Below are 18,483 nucleotides of genomic sequence, written 5' to 3'. Positions count from 1 at the left end.
GTTATTTTTTTTCTATGATTGCTAAGATTTCCCTAAGCTCATCTGCAGAGATCTTTTCTTCTTTGGCAAAAAATGACACCATATTTTTATAAGAGTTTCCAAAAAACTTTTGACTCGTAGTTTCCATAAATTCTTTTCTATAAGCCTGAAGAGATACCACAGGAAAATATTGATGGGTCTTTCCAAACGCTTGGTAGTCCACATATCCTTTATCTGCGAGGTTGCGCACAATTGTAGATATGGTATTGTAATGATTACCTTCTGGTAAGCTAGCAACCACTTCTTTAACAAAAGCGCGCTCTAACTTCCATAGTGCGTGCATCACTTCTTCTTCTTTGTTTGTTAGTTTTTCCATGTATACAATTGATTATCTAATGATTGATAATTCAAACTTACAACGAAAATTATAGTTACACAACTATTTTTATAGTTAATGAACGACATTTGTAGTTTTCATTAATTTTTTACATAAAAAAACGACAGTTAACACATTGGTTAACTGTCGTTAATATAATCTTTACCGTAATGATGGAGTAGGGGCTATTGCCCTAAATAGTCATGTGTAAGTTGGACAAATGTTTTAACTCCTAACAGCATTCCACTTTCATCAATAAAGAAATCAGGTGTATGATGAGGAAAAGCCTCTGTAGTACCTGGTGTTTTACCTCCTAAGAAGAAATAAAGCCCAGGAACTTCTTTTTGAAAGAATGAAAAATCTTCGGCACCTGTAATGGCTTTTATTACATAGACATTATCCTTACCAGCAGCTTTCTCAAGTGATGGAAGCATTTGTGCCGTAAGTGATACATCATTATAGGTGATAGGGTAGCCCTCAGGAATAGTAAGCGTAGCTTCTGTACGATATGCAGCAGCAATAGCCGGAATCATCTCCTTCATACGCTGATTTATAAAAGCTTGCATATCATAGTCTAGCGTACGTAATGTACCTACTATATGTACTTCTTCTGGGATAATATTACTTCGCACACCTGCGTTAATTTGTCCTATAGATAGCACAGCCGCTTCTTCTGTAAGTGGGATTTCTCTAGAAATTATTGTTTGTAGTCCATCTATAATTTTTACTACTGCCATGATTGGATCACGACTTGTCCACGGTGTAGAACCATGACTTTGCTTTCCCTTTACATGGATTTCAAAACTTTGGGAAGCTGCCATAATTCCGCCTGGTTTATAGGCGATGGTATTTACATCTTGACCAGAACCTATGTGAAGTCCAAAAATGGCATCCACATCAGGGTTTTTAAGAACATTTTCTTTTACCATCAACTCTGCACCACCTTCTTCTCCCGGAGGTGCGCCTTCCTCAGCTGGTTGAAAAATGAATTTAACCGTTCCTGCAAAATCATTGTTTTTTGCAAGTACTTCTGCAACACCCATAAGTATTGCAATATGTGTGTCATGCCCACAAGCGTGCATTACAGGTACAGGATTACCTTGGTATTCACCCATCGCTGTAGATTTAAACGGTAAATCTGCACGTTCTTTTACTGGTAAAGCATCTATATCTGCTCGTAAAGCAACTACTTTTCCTTTGCGTTTTCCTTCAAGAATTCCTACAACTCCAGTTTTTGCAACTCCTGTCTGCACTTTAATGCCCAAGGATTTAAGGTGTTTTGCAATTTTATCAGCAGTATTGAATTCACGATTTCCTAATTCAGGATTTTGATGAAAATCTCTACGCCACTCGATGACTTTTGATTCTATAGTTGTAATTTCCTTATCTAGATTTGATTGCGCTTTCGCGAAAGCGGTAAACAGTAAGACACTAGTAAATAGTAAGGTTGTTGTATACTTCATTTATGATAATGCTATTATTAATTAATCGTGTTGCTGAACGCCGTTTCTCCACCTACAACGGGTAGTGTAATTTTGGTTTTTGATAGATCTACAGTAAGCTCAGTTCCAGGCTTTGGAAGTACTGTAAACTCGCTATCACTAGAAAAAATCATCAAGCCTATTTGCTGTCCTTTTCTTATAATCTGATCATCTGGCATTAAGTCAAATGTCACTTCATAAAACTCACCTTTCTTAAGAGGCTCGCTCTTACGTATGGAGGCATGATTTTGAGGATCTGCCCATCCACGAGTGATGAGATTATCTGTAATCTTAATCCCTTTTCCTTCATCATAAGGTAATGAAACCAAGTAGACGCTTAAGTTGGCTGCTTCCTTACTACTAGATACACTAATAGTCACTTTAGGTGTTCCAGAAATATGTAATTCATCCTTAAGAGTAGGGGTGAGGTACAATAATCTGTTTTGAGAGGTAGAAGCTTTCATCATATCTTTAGCGCTCACAGTAGCATCATCTACAAGTGTTTCCTTAGGTGATTTCTTTGCTTTTTGAATAGATAATGTTCCAGCTCCATCTGTACTTTTTCCTAAGTATAATGTTATATCCTCTGCTTGTGGGTTTGGATAGTTTTTATAAGGTGTAGGTTGATCTCTAGCGTCGTTTTCTCTAACGATTTGTGCTTTAGGATCATTTTCAACACCATTATCTATTCCGTGTAAATATTTTGTAAACCATCTGTTCATCATTTTCATAGGTGGCGGACCTCCATGACCATTCTGATGATAAAAAATCTGACTAGGGATTCCCATTTCTTGAGCTCTCTTATAAATGCGGTAGCTATGCTCAGGCATCACGTTCCAGTCGTTAAAACCATGTGACATGAGTAGTGCGGCTTTCATTGGTTTCATATCATTAAGATAATCTCTTCCTGCCCAGAAATCGTTGTAATCTCCTGTTGCACGGTCCATACCATTTTTAAGCTCGATATCCCGCACAAGACTATCGGCATATGCTCTTTTTGATTCGTCTCCACTATGAATAAAATTGTACAGTACATCGATATCTTCACCAAGATACCCTCCTGGTGAGCGCACTAAACCATTTGATCTATAGTAGTGATAATATGAAGTGTTAGGAGCTACAGGGATTATAGCTTCAAGACCGTCAACTCCAGTTGTTGCTGCAGCGAGCGGAAGTGTTCCATTATAAGATGTTCCTGTCATTCCTACTTTACCCGTAGACCAGAATGCTCTTACTTCTTCCTTACTATCTATTTCTTTATAGCCTTTTGCTCTACCGTTGAGCCAGTCTACAACAGCTTTAGGCGCAAGTGATTCATTATCACCACCTACCGTAGGAGAACCTTCTGATAGTCCAGTTCCTGGAGAAGATGAGTGTACCACGATGTAACCCCTAGGAATCCAAGTCTTAATGAGCGAATTTGAAATTACTGGGCGTTTTCCTCTTCGTACGACAACTCCGTTTGCTATTGGCTTTTCTTGAGCTCCTATTTCATGGTTTACATCATAAAATAAGTTTGGATCATTTGCTGCTACACCGGAGTAATATGGACTTGTTTCATATATAACGGGCAGTTTCAGTCCGCTTTCGGTTTGTAGAGGTCTTGTCACATCTACGTGCATTCGATCTAGCTCGCCATCACCATCTGTGTCAAATTCTGTTTCAACCCATAAATCCTCGCGAATCCAAGTAGAAGGTGTATCAAATGCAGGAACTATCTGTGCTTCTCCATCCTTAAAAATTGGTTGATCATTCTCTTGAGAATGTAAAGTGGTTGCCGCAATTGCAGCAACTGCAAATGGCATTAATGTTTTAAAAAATAACTTCATAGGGATATAAATTTTTATTTACCGTTTAAGTAGTCTATGCTCATCTGGCTTAATGCCTTAACACCGAGCTGGAATCCAGCTTCATCGATTACAAAATCTGGTGTGTGATGAGGAAAAGCTTCAGTACTTCCTGCAGTCATACCGCCTAAAAAGAAATAGAAGCCAGGTACTTTCTCTTGAAAGAAAGAAAAGTCTTCTCCGCCAGTGACCGCCTTCTGTAAAGACACGTTTTCTGTACCACCTACTTGCTGTAATGTAGGTAGCATTTGTGCAGTAAGATCAAGATCATTGTAGGTCACGACAGTCATATTCTGCCAGTCTATTGTAGCCTCACCACCATACGCTTTTGCAATACTAGCAGCCATTTCATCCATACGACGTATGATTTTTGTACGCATATCTGGATCCAGTGTACGTACTGTTCCTATCATTTCGGCACTTTCTGGGATGATGTTAAATCGTGTTCCAGATGTTATTTTCCCTACGGTAATTACCGCAGCTTCCTCTGTTAATTTACTCTCACGTGAGATAATACTCTGGAAACCATTAATAATCTGAGCCGAAATTAAAATAGGATCGACTCCAAGCCATGGTTGGCTTCCGTGAGATTGCTTACCTTTTACATTCACTACAAAACGTTCTGTAGCAGCCATGGTACCTCCTGGCTTGTATTTTATAGTATTCACTGGTGTAGAGCTATTAATATGTAAGCCAAAAATAGCATCCACCTTAGGATTGTCTAGTACACCTTCTTTTACCATAAGTTTTGCACCACCTTCTTCACCTGGTGGAGGTCCTTCTTCTGATGGTTGGAATATGAACTTTACAGACCCTTTTATTTTGTCTTTATTTTTAGACAATACTTCTGCCACACCCATAAGAATAGCAGTGTGTGTATCATGGCCGCAAGCATGCATCACACCTGTTTCTGTTCCTAAAAATGAAGTAACTACCTCAGATTTGAAAGGAAGGTCATTTCGTTCTGTAACGGGAAGGGCGTCTATATCTGCTCTCAACGCAACCACTTTACCAGGCATATCTCCTTTAAGTAGACCTACGACACCAGTTTTGGCAACACCTGTTTGTACTTCGATACCTAATGATTCGAGGTGTTTTGCTATTTTCTCGGCAGTTTTAAATTCGCGATTTCCTAATTCTGGATTTTGATGAAAATCTCTGCGCCATTCTATGACCTTTTTTTCTACAGCGGCGATGTCTTTGTCAAAAGAGGTTTGCGCTTTCGCGAAAGCGGTACCAGCAATGAGGGCACTTAGTATTAATACTTTTTTCATAAGGTATATGTTGTGGTGATATAAAAATCGATGTGTATTGTTATCTAATAATCTGGCTAGGGAAAGCAACAGGACTTTCATGACCATCTTTACCTACAGCAGCAACGCCAAAGAAAAAATTATCAATCACAATCCCTTTTAATGTCGCCGAAGTTCCATCTGTAATCAATCGTGCATTATCCCAAGTAGGAGAGGTAGTATCTCTCCAGTATACTTTATAAGCAACAGCTCCCTCAACAGCGTCCCATTGTAATCTCGCGTTTGCCTCTACAATACCACCAATACCTACGTTTTTAGGAGTAGGAGGTGCCCAAGCAATACTTGCAAGGTTAATCGCATTTACAGCGGTAAGCTTTGCATTATATGGGAAGTTTACATGCTCAAACGTATCTCCATAATTAATGCCGTTTTCTGTACGTATATCTTGATGTTGTTGTGTGTAGTTTTCATGAGCCTCCATGATACGGATACCTGCAAAGCCAGCATCATTAAAAGGTCTGTGGTGACCACCACGACCAAAACGATCTAAACGGTACACCATCATAGGGTTCATTTCTGGCATGTAATCTTGAGTGGTTTTATATATAAATCTTGCTAGCTGGCGAGAGATACCATCTACTTCACCACCATAAAAACGGCGAGCTCTGCGTTGTTGCTCAGTCTCTGTAGGCGGTACAGGCTCAGAAAATATTCTAAACGTACGATTGTCAATAATACCATCTACGCCTTCAATATTACCAATCATGTCATTATTCATAATCCCGATGATTTCCCATCCTTTTTCTTTAGCATGGGCAGCAAGTCCTTTTCCACCATAAAGTCCTTGTTCTTCACCAGAAAGACCTACGTATATAATGCTGTTTTCAAAAGAATATTTAGAAAGTACTCTTGCAGCTTCCATCGTTCCAGCCATTCCGCTCGCATTATCATTTGCTCCTGGCGCGTCGTCTTTATAATTATTAGGATCAGAGATGCGGCTGTCTATATCACCACTCATGATCACATAGCGGTTAGGATATTTAGTTCCTTTTTGAACTGCCAGTACATTTACAACCATCACATCTTTTGTGATACGATCATTATCGCCTTTTTTTATAAGGTTACTTTGATAAAATACATCTAAACAGTTATTACAGTTTTGTGAAGTCTTTTCAAATTCGCTTTTTATCCATCTTCTCGCAGCTCCTATTCCTCTTGTGTTTGATACGGTATCACTTAAAGTATGCCGTGTCCCAAAATCTGCTAGTTTCTTTACATCTGCTCTCAAGCGATCTTCAGATACTGCATCTATAATTTCGTAGATTCTCTCATCGGTTTGTGCATGTACTGTAGCTACAGTACAAAGTAGTGTTACCACCATAAAACCTAAGTTTACGGATAGTCTTTTAGTTGCTCTAAATAGGGTAGAAGTATGCGTGTTTAACATTATAAAGTGTTTAATAAATTGTTATGTTTTAAAGATACTAAAACAATGTATGTGCTAGAAGTACGCTTTCGCGAAAGCAAAAAAAAATCCCAAACGATTGTTTGAGATTTTTAAAGCAAATAAATGTTATTCTACGAGCTCGATAGTGCCAAAGATTCCAGCGTCAATCCAGCCTCTATTTTTATCTTCACCAGGTACAGCTACAGAGCCTATAAAGTTCTCTCGTTCTGCACTTGTGTCGTTATCACAATAAGCAAGCGCAAAACCTAGTTTCTGATGTACATCCAGAATTTTTGGCTCATTGACACCACCATCTTTGTAGGTGTCATTATAAACGGTCATCTTACATTCCCAAATCATTGTATTTTCTCCCGTTTTCATTGTCTTAGACTCCACGTGATTGTTATACAGCGTAGGGACTTGGCCAGGAGCGACATCTACCACGTTTCCATCTAGGGCAACGTGATAGGCAAAAGCATTATGTGTAAACTGGTGCCCACCACCAGAATTATCTGCATCTATAAATATCTCAAGGCAGTCATCATCCCACCAAAGTTTAAGAGGATCATCTTCCTTATCATAAATAGTATCATCAGTAATTTCGGCAATGATGTATAAAGCTTCTGGGGTCCAGGTGAGCTTGTATTTACCTGAGAAGTCCTCTGCTGTATAGTCTTCACCTAACCATTTTTGATCAAGTGATTGCCATTGCAAGTCTTTCCAAGCTGGATCTGTTGCAAGCCCATCAATCTCTGGTGTTATGGTCGCCTTTGTTACTTTTCGTAACTGGTGATCTGTTTTTGAGTTGGGTATTTCTGAGGTGTCCTCAACGAGATCTGATGTTTTTTCTTGTTGGTTTGGATTGTTATTGCAGCTAGTGAAAACGATTAAGAATAAGCTTAATGACCAGAAATGCTTCATTGATGTGTGTTGGTTTAGTTGAATATTGAGATTGTTGCTTTGTTTATTTTTTATCCTTTTTAGCAGCGACTATGGCGATTTGTGAACCGTTAGGGGATATAGCAAATCTTGAAATATCTTGGAGTTCTTCGTCTTCAAATGTATGGTAGACCTCCCATGCTGAATTTTTAGTTTTACTGAGCAGTGTATTTCCTTTTGCAGCTAGTAATGTACCATCTGGTAACCAGTTAATATCTTCAACACCTTCTGGAAGCTCTGTAATACTCTTTATTTTCTTAGTGTTTGGATTGATAGATTTTACGACCCATTGATCTGTAGATTTGTCAATAAAACTGATGAGATTTGTATCTGGTATGTTGTGAAATGATCTACCAACAAGGATTTCTAAGTCATCAGATGTTTGATTCTTTACATTATGAATTACTAGGTGTAAGTTACTTTCAACAATATCGGCTCCCACGATAAAATTCTTATCGGCCCATGTATAGTATGCAACTACAGCATCTTTAATCAAAACCGGTGCTTTATCTTGCCTAGGCAAATAGGAGTAAAGGCGTTGCAGTCCATCGGGATCTAGTCGTACGGCCGATATTCCTCGTTTTCCTTTCATAAACTGTGGTGAATACTCTCCACCAGATGTAGCTTTGTTAAACTGTCTCGTAGTGCCACGTGTGTATTGAATAATTTCTGTTTGACCATCACGTTCACCTGCGTAAATAATAATGTCATTAGCTAAAAATTGCGGCTGACTATCATAACCTGGGTTATTGCTTATGTTTCGCTTGTTTGTGAGCGTATCTCCGTTATCAGCTTTATTAATGTCAAGTAGAAAAATTTCTGTTTCTGTTTGAGATGCTGCAAACTGCGTCGTAATAATTAAGAGTATTAGAAGTACGTTTTTCATAAAATATAGATGTATTGTCGTTTAGTACGCTTTCGCGAAAGCATACTTATTTACATTTTTCTTGGTTTTGATGAGTCGTAGTCTTGATCAAGTTCGTCAACTGTAAATTCTTTGCTAGAATAGGTTGTTGAAGTGCTGTCATAACTACTTTCTGTATTATCTCGATGAGCAATATCTGGTTCGAGACTATTATAGCCATATGTAGTATCAGTATTTTTTGAAAAATAAGTAGTAGCAGTCATTTTATTCCAAGCAGGAATACCTAAGAAATCACTCAACATAACAGCATCTTGTTCTATACTCTTACGGTGCCCATAATCTACCACATTATAACGCGAGCCATCTTCAAAAACAAGATTAATCTCGTAGCTTGTGTACGAGCTTTTATCGCCGCGAACTCTTTCAGGTAGGATTTGAAGCGCTTTTATGGTTTCTAGCTTAAAGGTATGAGCATCTTCTGTGACAGTAAGATTCTTAACCTGTTGCTTTTTACCTTTATAGAAATAACCAGTTAATTTATTAAAACTAGTGGTAGTGTATAATTTTTTTAATAAGAAGATCCCTACACCGATAAATACTAAAGGAAATAGCGCGAAAAATATAGATTCTATGCTAAAACCATCACTAATAGTGGTTGTGATGCCTACTCCAACGAATATGAGTGGAAATAGAATAAATATGCCACCAAAAATCTTACCGAAAGATGAGGCTTTATAGCGAAGCTCATTATCTGAAACGACTTCAAGTGTTTTGGTTTTAAAATTTGCACCACCACCAGCCTTAGGAGACCAGCATGTTTTTGAGGCAAGCTCATGGTTAAATACCGCAGGGTCAAACACCGGAGTACCCGCAGATTGCACAAGGTTTTTAAAAAATGAAGAAAGTCCCATTGTACTAAAATAGGACTTTCGATAGAATAATGTGTTTGAGAATGACTAGAGTTTTTCTTTCAAGTATTTTCCAGTAAAGGACTTCTTGTTTTTTGCTACCTCTTCCGGAGTTCCAGAAGCGACTAGAATACCTCCGTTCTTTCCACCTTCTGGCCCCATATCAATTACGTGGTCTGCACATTTTACAAGATCCATGTTGTGTTCTACCACAATAATAGAATGACCTTTTGCAATGAGTGCCTCAAAAGAAGCCAACAGTTTTTTAATGTCATGAAAGTGTAAGCCCGTTGTAGGTTCGTCAAAAATGAATAAGGTCTTATCCTTCGTAGTTCCTTTTACTAAGAAACTTGCAAGTTTTATACGCTGCGCTTCACCTCCAGATAGGGTAGAGGAGCTCTGACCTAGTGTTACATACCCTAGACCTACGTCTTGTAATGGTTTGAGCTTACGGGTGATTTTTGCTTCATTATGAGTTGTAAAAAATGCCACGGCATCATCAATAGTCATCGTGAGAATATCATCAATATTCTTATCGTTGAATTGTACTTCTAGCACCTCTTTCTTAAAACGCTTGCCCTTACAGGTCTCACATTCTAAGTGGACGTCTGCCATGAATTGCATCTCAATGGTTACTTCACCTTCACCTTTACAAGTCTCACATCTCCCGCCATCTACGTTAAAAGAAAAGTGCTTTGCTTTGTAGTTCCTTATTTTGCTAAGCTTCTGACTTTCAAATAATTTACGTATGTCATCGTAAGCTTTAATGTAAGTAACTGGATTTGATCTAGAAGATCTCCCAATAGGATTTTGATCTACAAATTCTATGGTTTTTATATTGTCATAATTTCCTTTAAGCTCTGTAAATTGTCCTGCTTTTTCACCATAGCCGCCTATTGCTTTAAGCATGGCAGGGTATAATATTTTTCTAACTAAGGTAGATTTTCCACTTCCAGAAACACCAGTTACTGCTGTAAATACACCAAGTGGAAAACGTACGTTTACGTTCTGTAAGTTATTTTCACGAGCGCCAATAACTTCGGCATAAAATTTTGTAGTTCTACGTTTTTTAGGAATTTCAATTTCTAATGTTCCATTGAGATATCCTGCAGTTAGAGAATCACTTTTTAAAATCTCATCATAATCACCTACAGCAACCACATCTCCTCCAAAGGTTCCTGCTTCTGGCCCTATATCAATGATAAAATCTGCTTTTTTCATAATGTCCTCGTCATGTTCTACAACGATAACCGTATTGCCTAGATCGCGTAGCGATTGTAGCACCTCAATGAGCTTTTCTGTGTCTTTAGGGTGTAAGCCTATACTTGGCTCATCAAGAATGTACATAGAACCTACAAGACTGCTTCCTAAAGAAGTTGCAAGATTGATACGTTGCGATTCACCACCTGAGAGTGTATTTGACTTTCTATTAAGAGTAAGGTAGTTGAGCCCTACTTTTTCAAGAAAACTCAGTCTACTTGTAATCTCTGTAAGTAATCTTTTTGCGACCTTAGTATCATACTCATTAAGCGTTAGGCTTTTGAAGAAAACTGCTACTTCGTCTAGTGGTAGCTCTACTAGGTCAACGATATTTTTACCACCTATTTTTACATAAGTCGCTTCAGGGCGTAGACGCTTTCCTTTACAAGTGTTACACTTAGTTTTACCACGATAACGCGATAACATTACTCTATTTTGAATTTTATATGCCTTAGATTCTAAGAATTTAAAGAACTTATTGAGCCCATCAAATTCTTTATTACCATCCCAAACAAGCTGCTGTTGTTCTGGTGTTAATTCGAACCAAGGCTTATGGATAGGAAAATCAAATTTATAAGCTCGATTAACTAGCTGGTCACGATAATGGCTCATACTATCACCACGCCAAGGGAACACGGCGTTCTCATAGATTGATAGTCCAGTATTAGGTACTACAAGATCTTCATCTATTCCTATTACATCACCATAACCTTCACAAGTAGGGCATGCACCGTATGGATTATTAAAAGAGAATAAGTGAACATTAGGTTCTAAAAAAGTAATTCCATCAAGCTCAAACTTATTTGAAAACTGGCGACGAGAATTATCTGCTAGCTTTTCTATAAATAGTTCGCCTTTTCCTTCAAAGAAAGCGGTTTGGACGGCGTCTGAAAGTCGGTTTATAAAATCTTCATCTTCTGGATCATTGATAATTCTATCTACAACGAGAAGTACATCTTTGGCTTTGAGTTTGCTACCTATTTCAGCAACTTCATCGAGACGTTTTACTTCTCCTTTTACTTGTATACGTGCATATCCTTGTTGTAATAAGGCTTGTAATTTAGATTCTATTTTTCTTCCTTTTTCTAAATGAATAGGAGCGAGTAGGAGTAGTTTTTCTCTTTTCGCGAAAGCGGAAACATGAGCAACCACATCTGATACTGTATCCTTTTTAACTTCATTTCCAGAAACAGGAGAATATGTCTTACCTATACGGGCAAAAAGTAACTTCAAATAATCATAAATCTCCGTCGTTGTACCTACTGTAGATCTAGGGTTTGTACTATTTACCTTTTGCTCGATGGCAATGGCTGGAGCAATCCCTTTTATATAGTCTACTTTAGGTTTGTCAAGTCTACCTAAGAACTGGCGAGCATAGGAGGAGAGGCTCTCCACGTACCTGCGCTGTCCCTCTGCATAAAGGGTATCAAAAGCTAGAGAAGATTTACCAGATCCAGAAAGTCCCGTGATTACAACGAGCTTGTTACGAGGGATTACTGCATTAATATTTTTAAGATTGTGCAGTTTGGCACCCTTAATGATAATATTCTTCTTAGGATTAACATCCTTAACGTCTATAAGCATCGCAATTCTTTAGTTCTATTACAAAGATACCGAAAGTGCTTTGCTATTGAAACCAAGTGCTGGCAGCATTTTGAACGTTATTTTTAATTTATTGTGCAAAATGAATGTTTTTTTGCAAATGTTAACAGATTTATTATATATTTACCGAAATATTCACGAACAAATACACTGCGTATAGTATAGAACTACTTTATAAAATTTTGGGCTAAGGGAATTTCTCTGGCAATTTTAACCTACAAAGTAGTACTTATGAAAAGTGTATTAATAGACGATGCTACGCTCGTTAGCAATTACATCAAAGGAGACGAACAATCACTAGCTATGCTCATTGCGAGACATAAGCAACGTATATATAGTTTTATATACTCTAAGGTTTATGATCGTGATATCTCTGAGGATATTTTCCAAGACACTTTTATTAAGGTTATCAAAACTCTCAAAAAGGGTAAATATAATGAGGAAGGTAAATTTTTACCATGGACAATGCGTATAGCGCATAATCTAGTTATAGACCACTTCCGTCGTAATAACAGGATGCCTAAGTTTGATAACGCAGGCGAGTTTTCTATATTTTCTGTGTTGAGTGATAATAGCCTCAATGCTGAAAAGCAAATGGTGCGTGATCAAGTAAATAAAGACGTTAAGCGTATCATAGAAGAACTTCCAGAAGATCAAAAAGAAGTACTTAAAATGCGTATTTATCAAGAGATGAGCTTTAAAGAAATCTCAGAACGCACAGGCGTGAGTATCAATACTGCTCTAGGTAGAATGCGTTATGCACTTATCAATATGAGAAAAGTAATTGATACCAATAATATAATTCTAACAGATTAATATAATATGCGGTGCATTTTTGCGTTCTTGATAAGAATCAAACAAAAACCGCATGGCAAAAACTTACACTACACCCTCGTCAGGTCATAATAAGACGAACCAATTTGAACCGAAACAAGAGACTGTAGATTTTCTCTTGAATTTTTCTAAGGCTTTAAGTGTTATGCATTATAAATCGATGAAATTTGAAGCATTCATCAACTAAACTTTGATAAAACCTCGACCAGTCATCGAGGTTTTATTTTTTCTTTCTTTTTGCCATCATCTTCTCATAGTCGGCTATTACTGTCTTGCGACCTATGGTTTTTGTAATGATGTCTTTTTCTAGATCCCAGCCTCTTGCTGGAGAATACTGACGTCCATACCATATAATTTGTAAGTGAAGATCATTCCACACGTGTTCTGGAAATAAACGCTTTGCATCTTTTTCTGTTTGCACTACGTTCTTTCCATTAGTAAAACCCCAGCGATACATCAATCTATGTATGTGAGTATCTACAGGAAATGCTGGTATGCCAAAGGCTTGAGATACTACAACACTTGCTGTCTTATGACCCACCGCAGGAAACTCTGTAAGCTTCTCTATACTGGCGGGTACCACGCCGTCATACTTATCTATAAGCATGTGTGATAGGCCGTGAATTCCTTTTGCTTTCATAGGTGAAAGTCCTACTGGTTTTATGATATCTCTAATGTCCTCTACCGTAAGTTTTACCATATCATAAGGATTATCTGCAACCTCAAATAGGAGTGGAGTAATTTGATTAACGCGTACATCTGTACTTTGAGCACTCATTAACACAGCAATGAGAAGCGTATATGGATCTTTGTGATCTAATGGAATAGGTATCTGAGGATATAATTCTTGTAATGTCTTTATCGTAAAGTCTACCTTTTCTTGTTTAGTCATATGATGGGCATAATTATTCTTTATGGTGTAATCCACAAAGCTTAAACGTATTTCTTTATTGTAATAGCGAGAACTCGTAACTTTATAATTCTATGCTTTCACTATGTGTGATAAATTACGCTTTCGCGAAAGCATAACATTGCTACGTAAAGATAATTAACTAGTGCCAATGATGGATGAGAATTCCTAATTAGCCAAAACTAAACACAGATGAATACATTAAAAGTGGGCGATAAAGTCCCAGATTTTACAACAACAGATCAAGATGGGAACGAAGTAACTCTTGCTAGTTTTAAAGGCAAGAAACTTATCGTTTTCTTTTATCCAAAGGCAAGTACACCAGGTTGTACGGCAGAGGCTTGTAATTTAAGAGATAACTACAAGGAATTACAGTCGCAGGGTTATCACTTACTAGGTGTAAGTGCAGATTCTCAAAAACGCCAAAAGAATTTTGCAACCAAATATGAGTTTCCTTTCCAGCTGCTAGCAGATGAGGATAAAACGGTAATCAACGCCTTTGGTGTTTGGGGACTTAAGAAATTTATGGGAAAAGAATATGACGGTATTCACCGTATGACGTTCAAGGTAGACGAAGAAGGTGTGGTGAGCGATGTAATACAAAAAGTAAAAACTAAAGATCACGCTGCACAATTACTTGACGCATAATCAAGATTATATTTAAAGTAAAAAGGGCAATACATTTAATGTATCGCCCTTTATTTTATAAGAATTTGTGTGATTATTGCTTTTCATAAATCAGTAATGGTCCGTCGCACATCATCCAGCTATTCTGTAGTTTACCATCATTGCGTACTAGCAACTCTTCACTATCATTTCCAGTACAACTTCCTACTATCTGTAAACCTTCTGTGTATTTTAAAGTATAAAAAATACCCTCACTAGTTTCCTTTGTTATGTAAGTTCCTGAAGCTTCTATAGTGGGTCCATCTTTAGTTTGCTGCTTTGTGAAAGTCATTTCTGGTGTAAAAACATAGGTCTGGCTCATGGAAAGCACAGCTTCTTGATCTGATGGTGGTACCATACCGGCTGTCATCTCAATAAGTTGCCAAGTTTCCCTTTTTATGTCGCTTGTAGTATTCTTATCTCCGCAAGCAGATACAAGAAATAGTAAAGAGATACCAGCTATGTAATTAAGCACATTCATTATTTATCTGCTTCTAAAAGTGCTTGAGATTGATACCCAAAAAGATTACGAGACTTAATAAGCTCTGCAACTCCTTCTGGAAGCATACCTTCCCAACCTTTTTCACCATCAGAAATCATTCTTAATACTTCTCTAGAGAAGATATCTGTAATTTCTGGATCATAATTTTCAATATCAAGTACTTTACCATTCAGTTTAAAGAACTTGTAAAGTTCTTTCATTCGTGGGTGTACTTTTAAATTATCACTATCAGTATATTCTCCTGTTTTTGGATCTTTCATTGGGTATAAGAACACCTTAAGATCTTTAAAGAATAATTTACCGAATGCTTCTAGAATACCTCCACTTAAGTGACGATAGTAGCTAGTGTCGAAGATGTCAATTAGGTTATTCACACCCATTACCAGACCCATACGCTCCTTAGTATAGTTTGAGAAATACTCAACAACGCGATAATACTCTTTAAAGTTTGAAATCATTACGGTCTGTCCAAGAGAACCTAATAATCGAGCTCTTGCCATGAAATCTTCCTCATCAATATCACCTTCGGCGCGAAGGTTAGACAGTGTGATTTCAAAAATAGCTTCTGTCTTTTTCTCGTTTACACGATTTGCCTCTACAAACATTTTATATGCTTTTTCAAACATATCCATGTTTACCTTAGTTACAGGACGAAAACTACCGCGCAGTGCAAGTACGTTTTTCTTATATAGTAATGCTGCTGGAAGGATGTTATTTCCTTTTGCGTCAAACATTACGGCCTCTGTCATTCCGTTTTTAACAAGCTGTAAACTCATTAAGCGGTTATCTACATGCTCAAATTGAGGTCCAGAGAAGTTTATAGTATCAATCTCTATCTGATCTTGATCAATGTGATCATAAAGATAGCGAAGTAAGTTTTTAGGATTATCATGCTTATAAAAGGCACCATAAATAAGGTTTACACCTAGCGTTCCCAAGGTAAGCTGTTGTAAACGAGCGTCATTTTCGTGAAAACGAACGTGCAGTATAATCTCATTAAATTCACCTTCTGGAGTAATCTGGAATCTAATTCCTACCCATCCATGACCTTTATATTTCTTTGCAAAATCTATGGTAGCTACCGTGTTTGCGTAAGTAAAGAAGATTTTATCTGGCTGCTTGTAACGTGAAATACGATCTTCAATGAGTTTCATCTCATGAGAAAGCATTTTCTTAAGACGCTTTTCTGTGACATATCTACCATCATCTTCCACACCATAAATAGCATCAGAGAAGTCTTTATCATATGCACTCATTGCCTTTGCTATGGTACCACTTGCACCACCTGCTCTAAAAAAATGACGAACCGTTTCTTGTCCTGCACCTATCTCGGCAAAAGTTCCATATATATTTGCGTTTAGATTTACGCGAAGTACCTTATTCTTGAGAGGAGGTACTTTTTCAAAGTCTTTGTCTCCTAAAATTTTAACAGCCATAGTGTGTTTTTTTCCATCGATTAATGGTCACTCAAAGATACTAAAAGGTTGTAGTAGCCAAAAAAATAACTGTATTTTTGTTACACAATTAACGGCGTGATAAGCGCATTATTTTCTAAAACATTAGTGAAAATCACCTTTCTCGGTACTGGCACATCTCAAGGAATTCCTGTAATAGGAAGTACACATCCCGTGTGTTTAAGTGCAGATCCTAGGGATATAAGACTGCGAGTTTCTGTTCTAATAGAATGGGACGGCTATAATTATGTGATAGATTGTGGTCCGGATTTTAGACAACAAATGTTGAGCACGCTTTCGCGAAAGCGCACAACCGCAGGAGATCCAGCACCTTTGCATGGTATATTATTAACCCATGAACATGCCGATCACGTTGCTGGGCTGGATGACATAAGACCTTTTGTTTTTAGACAAGGTGATATGCCTATTTATGCTCATAAACGAGTTTTGAAAACTCTTGCCGAACGTTTTGATTACATTTTTACTACAGAAAATAGATACCCAGGAGCGCCAAGTGTTGCTTCAAAAGAGGTGGTGAATGGTATACCTATCAAATTAGGTAACATCGAAGTACAGCCTATCGAGGCCTATCATGGATCACTGCAAGTTTTTGGATATCGTTTTCAAGATATAGCGTATCTAACTGATGTAAAAACTATTGCAGATGAGGAGATTGAGAAATTACAAGATTTAGATATTCTTGTCTTAAACTGCTTGCGGGAAGAAGCGCATTATACACATCTTAATGTTGACGAGGCGCTTGCTTTAGTTGCAAAAATTAAACCTAAGCGCACCTATCTTACACACATAAGTCACCATCTAGGCTTTCATGCAGAAGCCGAACAAAAATTACCCGAAAATGTCTTTCTAGCATACGACGGACTTACTTTAACTACATAATTTATGAGACGTAGCATTTTTTTATACTTATTCCTATTTGCAGCATTGTATATTATTTTTCAATATATAAATAGCAGTAAGGGGCTAGAATACCAAGCGAAGCAAATCGAGAAGCTAGAAATAAAACTTGCAGACAAAGATTCTATCGCTGGAATGTATCAAGAACGCCTAGCAAACGTGGAGTACTTCACGTTATTAGGTAATGATAATGCAAAGGAATATTTTGATAATGACGATCTAGACATTGCTGTGATTAAACCAGCTATAGAAGATGGGTTATATGCAAAAAATACAGCTCAAGGTAATGAGCTTATTACTTTTGTAGGTGATGGAAGACCTTTCCAAATTAATAAAGTACAGATTTTAAATCACCGCTGGATCATCGCCGACTTTTCTGACGGCAAGAAATGGGGAGAAATGCTGGTTGAGTATTTTGTAAATGAGGATGGAACGGTAGATTATAAAACCGTGGAGAGTTTAGTATATCCTAATTAAGGAATTTATTTAGGTGATTTTAAATCACCATTATATATAAAAAAAACAGGCTCTTGGCCTGTTTTTTTTATGTCTCTATTTACTTTGTAACCATTCCTTAAACTCATAGAAGTTAGTAGGGTGAACCCCGTGACCTACAGGGAACTCACTAAGTGTGGATTCAATCCCAATATTCTTGAGATAGCCAGGTGTTTTGCGCGCAGCATCTATAGGTATTACTTGGTCTACAGTTCCATGTGAGTTGTAAATATTAAGATGTGCATAAGATGGATTACTTTTTAAATCAATAATCTCCTCATTGATGTAACCACTCAAGCCTATAACATTCTTAACCTTTTCTGGGTAGGTGAGTGCTACTGCATAGCTCAATATCGTTCCTTGACTAAAACCTAGCAAGGTTATATTATGCTTATCAACATCATACTCTGCTATAAGTTCATCGATAAATTTTGCAATGATATCTCTAGACTCACGAGCACCATCATTATCTGAAGATTTTACACCATCACCATCTATAGTGATATGATACCACGCATTTCCATAAGGTTGCATAGCGATAGGAGCCTTTGCAGATACTATGAAATACTCATCTGGAATTTCTTCAGCAAAGCTAAATAGGTCTTCTTCATTACTTCCATAACCATGAAGGAGAATAATTAATGGAGCTTTACCCTTAGAAGATTTTGATGGTTTACGTGTGATATATTCTAATAACATATAGTTGAAATAGTAGACAATACATAGTAAGTAATGCCTTGATGTATA

The 18,483-nt window shown here is 37.4% G+C and carries 17 protein-coding genes; 4 read left to right on the top strand and 13 right to left on the bottom strand.

Annotated elements, in window-relative coordinates; translation table 11 throughout:
- Position 1: 1 nt before the first annotated feature.
- The 9 genes from DCS32_RS14210 to uvrA all read right to left on the bottom strand — a co-directional run bounded on the left by DCS32_RS14210 (position 2) and on the right by uvrA (position 11,939).
- Positions 2–355 (bottom strand): BlaI/MecI/CopY family transcriptional regulator, encoded by a 354-nt coding sequence (locus DCS32_RS14210; RefSeq protein ID WP_108878885.1) that lies wholly within the window; start codon positions 353–355, stop codon positions 2–4.
- A 185-nt stretch (positions 356–540) separates the two neighbouring features.
- Positions 541–1,818 carry an amidohydrolase gene (locus DCS32_RS14205; RefSeq protein ID WP_108878884.1) on the bottom strand — a complete coding sequence of 426 codons (1,278 nt, stop codon included), beginning with the start codon at positions 1,816–1,818 and terminating at the stop codon, positions 541–543.
- Positions 1,819–1,835: 17 nt separating this feature from the next.
- Entirely contained in the window at positions 1,836–3,665 is a 1,830-nt protein-coding gene (locus DCS32_RS14200; RefSeq protein ID WP_108878883.1) for a Xaa-Pro dipeptidyl-peptidase, read from the bottom strand.
- Positions 3,666–3,679: 14 nt separating this feature from the next.
- Positions 3,680–4,957 carry an amidohydrolase gene (locus DCS32_RS14195; protein WP_108878882.1) on the bottom strand — a complete coding sequence of 426 codons (1,278 nt, stop codon included), beginning with the start codon at positions 4,955–4,957 and terminating at the stop codon, positions 3,680–3,682.
- A 40-nt stretch (positions 4,958–4,997) separates the two neighbouring features.
- Positions 4,998–6,317 (bottom strand): M28 family metallopeptidase, encoded by a 1,320-nt coding sequence (locus tag DCS32_RS14190; protein WP_204161825.1) that lies wholly within the window; start codon positions 6,315–6,317, stop codon positions 4,998–5,000.
- A 192-nt stretch (positions 6,318–6,509) separates the two neighbouring features.
- On the bottom strand, positions 6,510–7,304 hold the full coding sequence (locus tag DCS32_RS14185) for a sugar-binding protein (protein WP_108878880.1): 795 nt from the start codon (positions 7,302–7,304) through the stop codon (positions 6,510–6,512).
- Positions 7,305–7,347: 43 nt separating this feature from the next.
- On the bottom strand, positions 7,348–8,208 hold the full coding sequence (locus DCS32_RS14180; RefSeq protein ID WP_108878879.1) for a hypothetical protein: 861 nt from the start codon (positions 8,206–8,208) through the stop codon (positions 7,348–7,350).
- A 50-nt stretch (positions 8,209–8,258) separates the two neighbouring features.
- On the bottom strand, positions 8,259–9,098 hold the full coding sequence (locus DCS32_RS14175) for a hypothetical protein (protein WP_108878878.1): 840 nt from the start codon (positions 9,096–9,098) through the stop codon (positions 8,259–8,261).
- 45 nt (positions 9,099–9,143) lie between these two features.
- Positions 9,144–11,939 carry an excinuclease ABC subunit UvrA gene (gene uvrA, locus DCS32_RS14170; RefSeq protein ID WP_108878877.1) on the bottom strand — a complete coding sequence of 932 codons (2,796 nt, stop codon included), beginning with the start codon at positions 11,937–11,939 and terminating at the stop codon, positions 9,144–9,146.
- Between the two features lie 249 nt (positions 11,940–12,188).
- On the opposite strand from uvrA, the gene DCS32_RS14165 reads away from it, so the two are divergent.
- Positions 12,189–12,773, top strand: a complete 585-nt coding sequence (locus tag DCS32_RS14165; protein WP_108878876.1) for an RNA polymerase sigma factor — start codon at positions 12,189–12,191, stop codon at positions 12,771–12,773.
- 238 nt (positions 12,774–13,011) lie between these two features.
- Here the strand turns inward: DCS32_RS14165 and DCS32_RS14160 are convergent, their stop codons facing one another.
- A complete protein-coding gene (locus tag DCS32_RS14160; RefSeq protein ID WP_108878875.1) occupies positions 13,012–13,683 on the bottom strand; it encodes an endonuclease III domain-containing protein in 672 nt (223 codons plus the stop codon).
- Between the two features lie 210 nt (positions 13,684–13,893).
- Here DCS32_RS14160 and bcp point away from each other — a divergent pair, with 210 nt between their 5' ends.
- Positions 13,894–14,349, top strand: a complete 456-nt coding sequence (bcp, locus tag DCS32_RS14155; RefSeq protein ID WP_108878874.1) for a thioredoxin-dependent thiol peroxidase — start codon at positions 13,894–13,896, stop codon at positions 14,347–14,349.
- Positions 14,350–14,422: 73 nt separating this feature from the next.
- Here bcp and DCS32_RS14150 read toward each other — a convergent pair whose 3' ends face one another.
- Together DCS32_RS14150 and DCS32_RS14145 are read right to left on the bottom strand one after the other, a co-directional pair.
- Complete coding sequence (locus tag DCS32_RS14150) at positions 14,423–14,842, bottom strand: hypothetical protein (RefSeq protein ID WP_162533668.1); 420 nt, start codon at positions 14,840–14,842, stop codon at positions 14,423–14,425.
- Positions 14,843–14,847: 5 nt separating this feature from the next.
- A complete protein-coding gene (locus DCS32_RS14145; RefSeq protein ID WP_108878872.1) occupies positions 14,848–16,305 on the bottom strand; it encodes a nicotinate-nucleotide adenylyltransferase in 1,458 nt (485 codons plus the stop codon).
- 126 nt (positions 16,306–16,431) lie between these two features.
- Here DCS32_RS14145 and DCS32_RS14140 point away from each other — a divergent pair, with 126 nt between their 5' ends.
- Together DCS32_RS14140 and DCS32_RS14135 are read left to right on the top strand one after the other, a co-directional pair.
- Complete coding sequence (locus tag DCS32_RS14140; RefSeq protein ID WP_108879302.1) at positions 16,432–17,223, top strand: MBL fold metallo-hydrolase; 792 nt, start codon at positions 16,432–16,434, stop codon at positions 17,221–17,223.
- Between the two features lie 3 nt (positions 17,224–17,226).
- Positions 17,227–17,718 carry a hydrolase gene (locus DCS32_RS14135; protein WP_108878871.1) on the top strand — a complete coding sequence of 164 codons (492 nt, stop codon included), beginning with the start codon at positions 17,227–17,229 and terminating at the stop codon, positions 17,716–17,718.
- A gap of 75 nt (positions 17,719–17,793) precedes the next feature.
- Here the strand turns inward: DCS32_RS14135 and DCS32_RS14130 are convergent, their stop codons facing one another.
- On the bottom strand, positions 17,794–18,435 hold the full coding sequence (locus DCS32_RS14130; protein WP_108878870.1) for an alpha/beta hydrolase: 642 nt from the start codon (positions 18,433–18,435) through the stop codon (positions 17,794–17,796).
- Between the last annotated feature and the right edge of the window lie 48 nt (positions 18,436–18,483).

The organism is Dokdonia sp. Dokd-P16, from assembly GCF_003095655.1.
GTDB lineage: Bacteria > Bacteroidota > Bacteroidia > Flavobacteriales > Flavobacteriaceae > Dokdonia.
The sequence above is the reverse complement of the archived record's forward strand: the minus strand, read 5'-3'. Positions and strand labels throughout refer to the sequence as shown.

What these genes read in the sequence shown, in the direction of transcription:
- DCS32_RS14210 (WP_108878885.1), bottom strand. Translation starts at nt 355, where the DNA reads ATGGAAAAACTAACAAACAAAGAAGAAGAAGTGATGCACGCACTATGG.
- DCS32_RS14185 (WP_108878880.1), bottom strand. Translation starts at nt 7,304, where the DNA reads ATGAAGCATTTCTGGTCATTAAGCTTATTCTTAATCGTTTTCACTAGC.
- DCS32_RS14160 (WP_108878875.1), bottom strand. Translation starts at nt 13,683, where the DNA reads ATGACTAAACAAGAAAAGGTAGACTTTACGATAAAGACATTACAAGAA.
- DCS32_RS14195 (WP_108878882.1), bottom strand. Translation starts at nt 4,957, where the DNA reads ATGAAAAAAGTATTAATACTAAGTGCCCTCATTGCTGGTACCGCTTTC.
- uvrA (WP_108878877.1), bottom strand. Translation starts at nt 11,939, where the DNA reads ATGCTTATAGACGTTAAGGATGTTAATCCTAAGAAGAATATTATCATT.
- DCS32_RS14130 (WP_108878870.1), bottom strand. Translation starts at nt 18,435, where the DNA reads ATGTTATTAGAATATATCACACGTAAACCATCAAAATCTTCTAAGGGT.
- DCS32_RS14180 (WP_108878879.1), bottom strand. Translation starts at nt 8,208, where the DNA reads ATGAAAAACGTACTTCTAATACTCTTAATTATTACGACGCAGTTTGCA.
- DCS32_RS14135 (WP_108878871.1), top strand. Translation starts at nt 17,227, where the DNA reads ATGAGACGTAGCATTTTTTTATACTTATTCCTATTTGCAGCATTGTAT.
- DCS32_RS14205 (WP_108878884.1), bottom strand. Translation starts at nt 1,818, where the DNA reads ATGAAGTATACAACAACCTTACTATTTACTAGTGTCTTACTGTTTACC.
- DCS32_RS14145 (WP_108878872.1), bottom strand. Translation starts at nt 16,305, where the DNA reads ATGGCTGTTAAAATTTTAGGAGACAAAGACTTTGAAAAAGTACCTCCT.
- DCS32_RS14165 (WP_108878876.1), top strand. Translation starts at nt 12,189, where the DNA reads ATGAAAAGTGTATTAATAGACGATGCTACGCTCGTTAGCAATTACATC.
- bcp (WP_108878874.1), top strand. Translation starts at nt 13,894, where the DNA reads ATGAATACATTAAAAGTGGGCGATAAAGTCCCAGATTTTACAACAACA.
- DCS32_RS14200 (WP_108878883.1), bottom strand. Translation starts at nt 3,665, where the DNA reads ATGAAGTTATTTTTTAAAACATTAATGCCATTTGCAGTTGCTGCAATT.
- DCS32_RS14175 (WP_108878878.1), bottom strand. Translation starts at nt 9,098, where the DNA reads ATGGGACTTTCTTCATTTTTTAAAAACCTTGTGCAATCTGCGGGTACT.
- DCS32_RS14190 (WP_204161825.1), bottom strand. Translation starts at nt 6,317, where the DNA reads ATGGTGGTAACACTACTTTGTACTGTAGCTACAGTACATGCACAAACC.